Source organism: Planosporangium mesophilum (assembly GCF_016863255.1).
In the GTDB taxonomy this organism is placed as follows: domain Bacteria; phylum Actinomycetota; class Actinomycetes; order Mycobacteriales; family Micromonosporaceae; genus Planosporangium; species Planosporangium mesophilum.
Genome location: NZ_BOON01000065.1, coordinates 38,654 through 47,196, shown reverse-complemented (window position 1 = coordinate 47,196; position 8,543 = coordinate 38,654). Strand labels below are relative to the sequence as shown.

Genomic DNA, 8,543 nt, shown 5'->3' with positions numbered 1-8,543 from the left:
TAGCTCGCCCACCGCGGGCAGGGTAGGCAGGGCGGGTAGCTCGCCCACCGCGGGCAGGGTAGGCAGGGCGGGTAGCTCGCCCACCGCGGGCAGCGCGGGTAGCTCGCCCACCGCGGGCAGGGCAGGCAGCGCGGGTAGCTCGCCCACCGCGGGCAGGGCGGGTAGCTCGCCCACCGCGGGCAGCGCGGGTAGCTCGCCCACCGCGGGCAGCTCACCGACCGCGGGCAGCTCACCGACCGCCGGCAGGTCACCGACCAGCGGCAGGTTGGACAGAACGCCGGGCAGCACGCCTCCGGCCACCGGCAGCGGGGCCTGGCCGACGTAGTCGTCGCCGATCATGGTTGATCCGTCCGCGCCGGGGTGGACCGTGTCCGCCACCTGCTGGACCAGGGCCTGCGGTCCGCCGGCCAACAGGCCGGCGGCGTGCGCGACCGGCGCGAGTCCCGGTACCGGAAGCTCGCCGGTCGGGGCCTGTACGGCCGGCAGCTTCCCGTCCGTCACGGTGCTGGCGAGCGAGCCTCCGGACAGGAGGCCGGGCAGGACCGAGCCGGGGGCGGGTACGCCCAGGTCCGAGGCGCCGGTGGCGTCGTTGATCGGCAGGGCGCCCAGGACGCCGGGTACCGGCGTGGTCGCCACCTCGCGGGTCGGCAGTCCGACACGGTCCAGCGACAGGCCCTGGTTGTTGGGGCCGCCGGTCGGCTTGAACAGGTCATCGACCGCCCCGTGGAGCTGCTGCGGGTCCATCGCCGCGGGCACGGATACGTGTGCGTGGGCGGTACCGGCTCCGAGCAGCAGGACACCGCCGGCAACGCCGACGCTGCCGACTGCTCGGCGAAACCACTTGTTCATCCCTCATCCATCCGTCGCGTACTCGGAACGCCGACCCCACCGGCCGGCATGCGCGCGAGGCGCATCTATGTGGACAACGAAGGAGAGCGCCAAGTGTTTTGGCTGAAAGTCTGATTATTCCGTACTTATAGCTATTTAGGGTCACCGTCGGGGTCACTGCCGGCTCCCAAGAGGTCACCCAACATCGATACGATCTCGACGTGGTCGCCGATTCGTGGTTGCGCCGCCTCGGCGCCGGTCGCACCCGGAACGCCACCGTGTCCAGGGGGCGGGCGGTGCTGCGTCGCCGGGTGGATGCCGTCCGGAACGGTAGTGACACGGGTCAGCAACGGCACCTCGTCGTGTGCGGCGACGACCCGCTCGCGTACCGGATGATCGACGAGTTGATGACGCGGTACCGCGTCCGCGTCACCGTGATCCTGACCAGCCGGCACCGCGGGCACGGCCCGCAGATCGCGCGCCTGCCGGTGGACATCGTCGAGTCCGACCGGCTCGACGGCGACGCGTTCCGGCGGGCGGGCATCGCCAAGGCGGACGCGCTCGCGCTGGTACATCAGGACGACGTCGGCAACATCCATGCCGCGCTGCAGGCCCAGGAGGTCAACCCGAAGCTGCGCCTGGTCATCCGCATGTTCAACATGAGCCTCGGCCACGGCATCCGGCAACTGTTCTCCGACTGCCGGGTGCTGTCGGACGCGGCGATGGCGGCGCCGGCCTTCGTGTCCGCGGCGCTCGGCGAGGTCGCGCCGGTGTTCGTACGGCTGAGCGGGCGGACGCTGTACGTCGCCCGCCGGTCGCAGGTGCGCACCGGGGACGTCGTCTGCGGTCTCGCCGTCACGATGGCGCGTGGTGAGCCGGACCTGCTGCCGAAGGAGCAGGACCGGGCCGACCTGGTACTCGCCGTCGCGAAGGGCGTCCGGGCGAACGGGGACGACCAGGCGGCGGGCTCCACCGATACCTCCGAGCTGGTTGTCGCGCGCAACCGCCCGGTCAGCCGGCGGCGCGGCGCGGCGGCCGCCCGGCTGCGGCGCTGGCGCCGCCGTCCGCTGCGGGCCCTGTCCACGTTGGTCAGTCGCAAGCTCCGGATCGCGGCGCTCGCGCTGGTCGCGCTGCTCGTCGCCGGTACGGCCGTGCTCAAGGTGGCGCTCGGCAAGAGTTGGCTCGAGGCCGGATACCTGGCCGTCCTCGACGCCCTGGCCGGGGCCAACGCCGACGAGGGTGCGCCCGCCGTGGTGAAGGTGACCGAGACGGTACTCACGATCGTCAGCATCGCGCTGATCCCGATCGTCACGGCCACCGTCGTCGACGCGCTGGTCAACGCCCGGTTGGCGCTCGCGCTGGGCCGGCTGCGCGAGCCGATCTCCGACCACGTGGTCGTGGTCGGGCTGGGCAACGTCGGCACCCGCGTGATCCGCCAGTTGCACGACCTCGGCGTACCGGTGGTGGCGATCGACAAGAACCAGGGCGCCCGGGGGATCCCGGTGGCGCGGGAGCTGAACATCCCGTGCATCATCGGCGAGGCGCACCGCACCGAGACGCTGCGCGCCGCCTCGGTACGCACCTGCCGGGCGCTGGTCGTGGTCTCCACCGACGACGTCACCAACCTCGAGACCGCCATCCAGGGGCGCGCGCTCCAGGACGACCTGCGGGTCGTGCTGCGGCTGTTCGACGGGGACTTCGCCGACCGGGTACAGCGGGCCTTCGGCATCACCAGCTCGCGGAGCGTGTCCTACCTGGCCGCGCCCGCGTTCGCCGCCGCGCTGCTCGAGCGTGAGGTGATCGGCACCATCTCGGTGAGCCGGAAGGTCCTGCTGATCGCCGAGGTGCCGGTGTGCGCGGGCTCCGAACTCGCCGGCGCGGCGCTGGCCGACGCGGGTGACGTCGGTGAGGTACGGGTCATCGCCCTGCTGACCGACCGGCCGCGGACCACCATGTGGGACGCGCCGCCGCAGCGGCGGCTGAAGGCCGACGACGTCCTGATCGTCGTCGCCACCCGGGCCGGGCTCGGGCAGCTGCTGACCCGTACCGGACCGCCCGAACCGGCCGTCGGTGCCGACTCGCCCGCCTGAACGGGCTTCCGCCGACACCCGAACGTCTCGTCACTCGTTACAGAGTCGGAATTGTCCGAAATGTAGCCAGTGACGGGGGACGGTCGATGCGTCGTACGGTGGGAGTGGCGGCCGGCGTGGCCGCTCTGGTGGCGATGACCGGGGTCGCCGTCGCCGCTGAGCATCCGAGCGCGCGACCGCGGGTGGCCACCCAGTCCCCGGCGGCGGTCCCCGCACCGGCAGAGGCGCTCTCGGCCGCCACCGACGAGATCGTCGGTACCGTCGAACCGGTCACCAAGGCGCTGGACTACCTCGGCGGCCAGCGCAGCACGACGTTCCGGTACCCCGGCGCCTCGTACCTGAAGGTGCACTTCAACCGGCTCCTCCTGCTGCCCGGCGACTACGTGACGGTGGCCAACGCGGCGGGCACCGAGAGCCACAGGTACTCCGGCGACGCGCTCCGCGACACCGCCGACGCCATCGGCCAGCGGGCCGGGCAGTGGGCGATGTCGCTGGACGGCGACACCGCCGTGATCACCCTGCACACCCGTACCGCCGACCCCGCCGGCCTGCGCGGTCGGCTCGCCGAGCTGGGCGTCGGCGTGGACCGGGTGGCCCGCGGGTTCACCGCCGCCGAGCGCGAGGCGCGCCTCGCGGCCCAGCGGAGGAGCAAGGCCGCCGCGGCGAGGCGGCTGGCCGCTACCGAAGGGCGGCAGGAGAGCATCTGCAGCCAGACCAGCACCGCGCGGGACGCGGTCTGCTACCGCACGGCCGACCCGGTCGCGTACGCCCGGTCCAAGGCCGTGGCCCGGCTGCTGATCAACGGTAACGAGCTGTGCACCGCCTGGCGGATCGGCCCGAACAACCGGATGATCACCAACCACCACTGCTTCACCGACACGTACTCGGCCCGCAGCACCGAGGTGTGGTTCAACTACGAGTGCGGAGTCTGCGGCGGGTTCGACGTCCTGCGCCCGACGAAGGTCATGGGCGATCGGGTCCTCGCCACCGACAGCCGGCTCGACTTCACCCTGTTCACCGTGCAGAACTTCGACTCCATCTCCCGGTTCGGCTACCTGCAGCTGGACGTACGCGCTCCGCGCGCGGGCGAGGAGCTGTACATCCCGCAGCACCCCGGCGGCGACCCGACTCAGATCGCTGTGAACAACCGGTCCAACGGCAACTGCGTGGTCACCGACCCGAGCGCCGACGGGTACGGCACCGGCACCGACCTGTCGTACTACTGCGACACCGAGGGCGGCTCGTCCGGATCGCCGGTACTGGCCCGCGGCACCAACAAGGTGATCGGCCTGCACCACTTCGGCGGCTGCCCCAACGCGGGCGTGCGCATCGACCTGATCTACAACCGGCTGTCGCGGCTGCTGTAGCCGGTGGACCGACCGCCGCTGACCCCGACGCCGCTCAGTGGCGTCGGGGTCTCCGGGTAGCGTGGCGGGCGTGCGGGCATGGGGGATCGTGACGGGTGTAGCCGTCGGGCTGTTCATCTCCTGGCTCGTCGTCGCGTTCACGCTACGCTCGGTCGCCCGCCGGGCGGACGCACCGGCGCTGCGGTGGCCCTGGTCCGGTGGCCGGGACGGCGTCGAGTCGCTCCGCCGGGCGCTGCCGTTACAGACCCGGTCGTGGTGGGTGGACACCGCGCTGCTCGCCGGCTTCGTGGGCGTCACCGTGGCGCTCGCCAACGGGTACCTGGTCCGGCTCGACCTCCAGGTGTACCAGTGGTGCGAGGCCCACCGGCCGGTGGCGCTCTACTGGTTGGCCCGCGCCGGAAACCTGCTCGGCCAGGGGACGCCGCTGGCCGTCCTGGCCCTTGGGCTCGCGGTCGTGGTCGGGTGGCAGCGGCGCTCGGTGCGGCCGGTGCTGCCGGTGCTCGCCGCCGAACTGCTCACCGGCGTGACGGTGCTCGGACTCAAGCTCGGCCTGTACCGGGCGCCACCCCGCAACCAGAACGGCGTGGCCCACCCGGAACAGCTGTTCAGCGACCCGGGCAGCCAGTCGTACCCGTCGGGTCACCTGGTCGTCGCGATCGTCTGGTACGGGATCCTCGCGCTCCTGCTCGTGGACGTGCTCCCGCTGCGTGGGCGGTCGGCGCTGCGACTGGTGCCGCCGGCCGTCCTGTTCTGCACCACGGTGTACCTGAGCTTCCACTGGTTGACCGACACGGTCGCCGGGCTCCTGCTCGGGATGCTGCTCTACCGCCTGCTCATGCGGGTGCCCTGGGACTCCCTGCCGCTCGGGCGCCGGCTGACCGCGACCGGCTGGGCCCGGCCCGGCCTGAGTGATCACCGATGACCACGCTCGAACGGCGCCTCGGTGTCGGTGACGCGGTCGTCCTCGGGCTCGGCTCGATGCTCGGAGCCGGGGTGTTCGTGGTCTTCGCACCCGCCGCGGCCGCCGCGGGCGGGACGGGGCTGCTGGCCGCGCTCGGCCTCGCCGGGCTGATCGCCTTCTGCAACGCGACCAGCTCGGCCCGGCTCGCCGCCCGGTACCCGGAGTCGGGCGGCACGTACGTGTACGGCCGCGAGCGCCTGGGCGAGTTCGCCGGGTACCTGGCCGGCTGGGGGTTCGTGGTCGGCAAGACGGCGAGCTGCGCGGCGATGGCCCTCACCGCCGGGCTCTACCTGGCCCCGGCCGCCGCGCGCCCGATCGCGGTGGGGCTGGTCGTGGCGCTCACCGCGATCAACCTGGCCGGCGTCACCAAGACCGCCCGGGTCACCCGGTGGCTGGTCGTGATCACCCTCGCGGTACTGCTTCTCGTCGTCGCCGTCGGCCTTCCGCGCGCCCGGCCGATCGGTTTCGACCCGCCGCCCCCGACCGGCGTGCTCACCGCCGCCGGGCTGATGTTCTTCGCGTTCGCCGGGTACGCCCGGATAGCCACGCTGGGGGAGGAGGTCCGCGACCCCGAGCGCACCATCCCCCGTGCGGTACCGCTGGCGCTCGGCGCGGTGCTCGCCGTGTACGCCGTCGTGGCGGTGACCGCCCTCGCGGTCCTGGGCCCCTCCCGGCTCGCCGCGACCTCGGCGCCGCTGGCCGCCGTGGCGCAGGCTTCCGGCGTACCCGGGACCGGGTGGCTGGTCCGCGTCGGCGCCGCGGTGGCTGCGGTCGGCGTCCTGCTCGCACTGCTGGCCGGGGTGGCGCGCACGACGCTCGCCATGGCCCGGCGCCGCGACCTGCCCGCCGCCCTCGCCTCGATCCACCCGGCCCGGCGGGTGCCGCACCGGGCGCAGCTGCTCATCGGCGCCGTCGTGGTCGCCCTGGTCGTGCTCGCGGACGTCCGCGGTGCGATCGGCTTCTCGAGCGTGACGGTACTGGTGTACTACGCGATCGCGAACGCCTCGGCGCTCACGCTTCCGGGTCGGGGTCGGGTGATCCCCGTCGTGGGGCTGGTCGGCTGCCTGGTCCTGGCCGCGTCACTGCCCTGGAGAAGCGTCGTGGCAGGTGTCGGGGTGCTCGCCGTCGGCGCGCTCTGGTTCACGGCGCGCCGCTTCATGATCGGCACAACGTCGCCGGAGTCGTTGCCTCCGGACCCCTCCGAGACCACACCGTCCCGGAGGTCGTGACGGTGTCAGGCGACCCAGGTGCCGGCGCGCATGACACGCAGCACCCGTAGTTCGGCGTCGAGCACGACGAGGTCGGCGCGCCGGCCGGGCTGGAGCGCGCCGATGTCGGTACGGCCGATCGCGGCGGCGGGGGTGGTCGCCGCCATCCGGGCGACCTCCTCGACCGGGAGGCCGGCGGCGACGGCGCGCCGGAACGCCACGTCCATCGTGAGCGTGCTGCCGGCGATCGAACCGCCGTCGGTGAGCCGGGCGACGCCGCCCGAGACCGTCACACCCTGACCGCCCAGCTCGTACTCCCCGTCGGGCATGCCGGCGCCCGCCATCGCGTCGGTGATGAGCGCGGCCCGCGACGCCCCGGTCACCGTGGTGGCGAACCTGAGCGCTCCGTCGTGCAGGTGAACGCCGTCCCCGATCAGCTCGCAGGTGACGGAGTCCGACCCGAGCAGCGCGAAAACCGGACCCGGCTCGCGGTGGTGCGGCGGGCGCATCCCGTTGAAGACGTGGGTACCGACCGTCGCGCCGGCGGCGATGCCGGCCAGGGTCTGCTCGTACGTGGCGTCGGTGTGTCCGATCGCGACCACCACGCCGTGGTCCACCAGGTATGCGATGGCCTCCAGCGCGCCCGGAAGCTCCGGGGCGATGGTCACCATGCGGACCGCTCCGGCGCCGGTCCCGATCAGCCGGGCCAGTTCGTCGGTTGATGGTTCGCGCAGGTGGGCCGGGTTCTGGGCGCCGCAGCGGGCGTGCGACAGGTACGGCCCCTCGAAGTGGAGGCCGGCGATGATCCCCTGGTCGACCAGCGGCGCGTACGCGCGGGTCGCGGCCACCATCAGGTCGGGCGGCGACGTGACCAGGCTGGCCAGCAGCGTCGTCGTGCCGTGCGCCAGGTGGAAGCGGGCCACGCCCTGCGCCTGCTCCGGGTCGCCGGTGGTGAACGTGTACCCGCCGCCGCCGTGGGTGTGGATGTCGACGAAGCCCGGCACGATCCACGCGCCGTCCACCGGCTGTACCTCTCCGGCGGGCCGGGCCGGGCACACGGACTCGATCGTTGCTCCGTCGACCCGGAGGTGGCCGTCGGCGAGTACACCGTCGGGGGTGACGATCCGCGGGCCGGCGAGGACGGTCATGCACACTCCCGGTTGAGGGCGTCCTGGGCGATGAGCGCGGCGCCCAGGACGCCGGCCCCGTCTCCGAGCGCGGCCCGGAACAGGGCCGGCTCGCGGTGGAAGGTGAGCCGGGCGCGAAGGGCGCGGCCGAGCGGATCCAGCAGCGCGTCGCCGGCCTCGGCGAGTCCACCGCCCACCACCAGGGCCTCCGGGTCGAACAGTGCGAGGCCGGTGAGCAGGCCGTCGGCCAGGGCGTCGATCGCCTCGTGCCACACCGCCGCCGCGACCGGGTCGCCGCTGGCGGCGAGCGCCGCGACCCGATCGGCGCCTGCCGCATCCTCGGCGCGTTCGGCGTACCGCCGGGCCACGGCCGCCGCGGAGGCGACCGCTTCGAGGCAGCCCCGCAGCCCGCACCCGCAAGGGGGCCCGCCCGGGCGTACCACGATGTGCCCGAGTTCGCCGGCCGCGCCGTGCGCCCCGGTGAAGACCTGTCCGTCGACGACGTGGGCCGCCGCGATGCCGGTACCGATCGGTACGACGAGGACGTGCCGGTACCCGCGACCGGCGCCGAGCCGTGCCTCGGCCAGCCCACCGGCGCGTACGTCGTGGCCGAGCGCGGCCGGCACGCCGAGCCGCTTGCCCACCAGTTCTCTCAGCGGTACGTCGCGGAAACCGACGTTCGCCGACCACACGGCCACACCGGACGCCTCGTCGACGATGCCGGGTACCACGACGCCGACTGCCCGCGGGCGCAGCCCGGTCCGGCCCGCCGTGTCGGCCAGGTCCGCGGAGAGGTCGAGGATCGTGGTGACGACGGCGTCCGGCCCGCGCTGGGGGGCGGTCGGGTGGCGCTCGCCGTGGCGTACCCGGCCGGCGGAGTCGACCAGTGCGCACTTGATGCCGGTACCCCCGACGTCGAGGGCGACGACCACGTCGTCCGCCATAAGTACGAGCTCCCGACT

General features: G+C 73.6%; 6 protein-coding genes and 1 pseudogene. 4 read left to right on the top strand and 3 right to left on the bottom strand.

Features of this window, described 5'->3' with window-relative positions; all coding sequences use genetic code 11:
- Nucleotides 1–849: pseudogene (locus Pme01_RS28215) on the bottom strand (hypothetical protein); the annotation flags it as partial.
- Between the two features lie 200 nt (nucleotides 850–1,049).
- On the opposite strand from Pme01_RS28215, the gene Pme01_RS28210 reads away from it, so the two are divergent.
- The 4 genes from Pme01_RS28210 to Pme01_RS28195 all read left to right on the top strand — a co-directional run bounded on the left by Pme01_RS28210 (nucleotide 1,050) and on the right by Pme01_RS28195 (nucleotide 6,475).
- Nucleotides 1,050–2,918: an NAD-binding protein gene (locus Pme01_RS28210; protein WP_168115194.1), complete on the top strand. Its 1,869-nt coding sequence runs from the start codon at nucleotides 1,050–1,052 to the stop codon at nucleotides 2,916–2,918.
- An 86-nt stretch (nucleotides 2,919–3,004) separates the two neighbouring features.
- Nucleotides 3,005–4,285, top strand: coding sequence for a trypsin-like serine peptidase (locus tag Pme01_RS28205; protein WP_168115195.1), 1,281 nt, complete (start codon nucleotides 3,005–3,007; stop codon nucleotides 4,283–4,285).
- A gap of 70 nt (nucleotides 4,286–4,355) precedes the next feature.
- Entirely contained in the window at nucleotides 4,356–5,207 is an 852-nt protein-coding gene (locus tag Pme01_RS28200; RefSeq protein WP_239088512.1) for a phosphatase PAP2 family protein, read from the top strand.
- Nucleotides 5,204–6,475: an APC family permease gene (locus tag Pme01_RS28195; protein WP_168115196.1), complete on the top strand. Its 1,272-nt coding sequence runs from the start codon at nucleotides 5,204–5,206 to the stop codon at nucleotides 6,473–6,475. The genes Pme01_RS28200 and Pme01_RS28195 overlap by 4 nt, the downstream gene beginning before the upstream one ends.
- Before the next feature lie 5 nt (nucleotides 6,476–6,480).
- On the opposite strand, the gene nagA is transcribed toward Pme01_RS28195, so the two are convergent.
- Both nagA and Pme01_RS28185 read right to left on the bottom strand, forming a co-directional pair.
- Entirely contained in the window at nucleotides 6,481–7,602 is a 1,122-nt protein-coding gene (gene nagA, locus Pme01_RS28190) for an N-acetylglucosamine-6-phosphate deacetylase (protein WP_168115197.1), read from the bottom strand.
- Nucleotides 7,599–8,525: an ROK family protein gene (locus Pme01_RS28185; RefSeq protein ID WP_168115198.1), complete on the bottom strand. Its 927-nt coding sequence runs from the start codon at nucleotides 8,523–8,525 to the stop codon at nucleotides 7,599–7,601. The genes nagA and Pme01_RS28185 overlap by 4 nt, the downstream gene beginning before the upstream one ends.
- Between the last annotated feature and the right edge of the window lie 18 nt (nucleotides 8,526–8,543).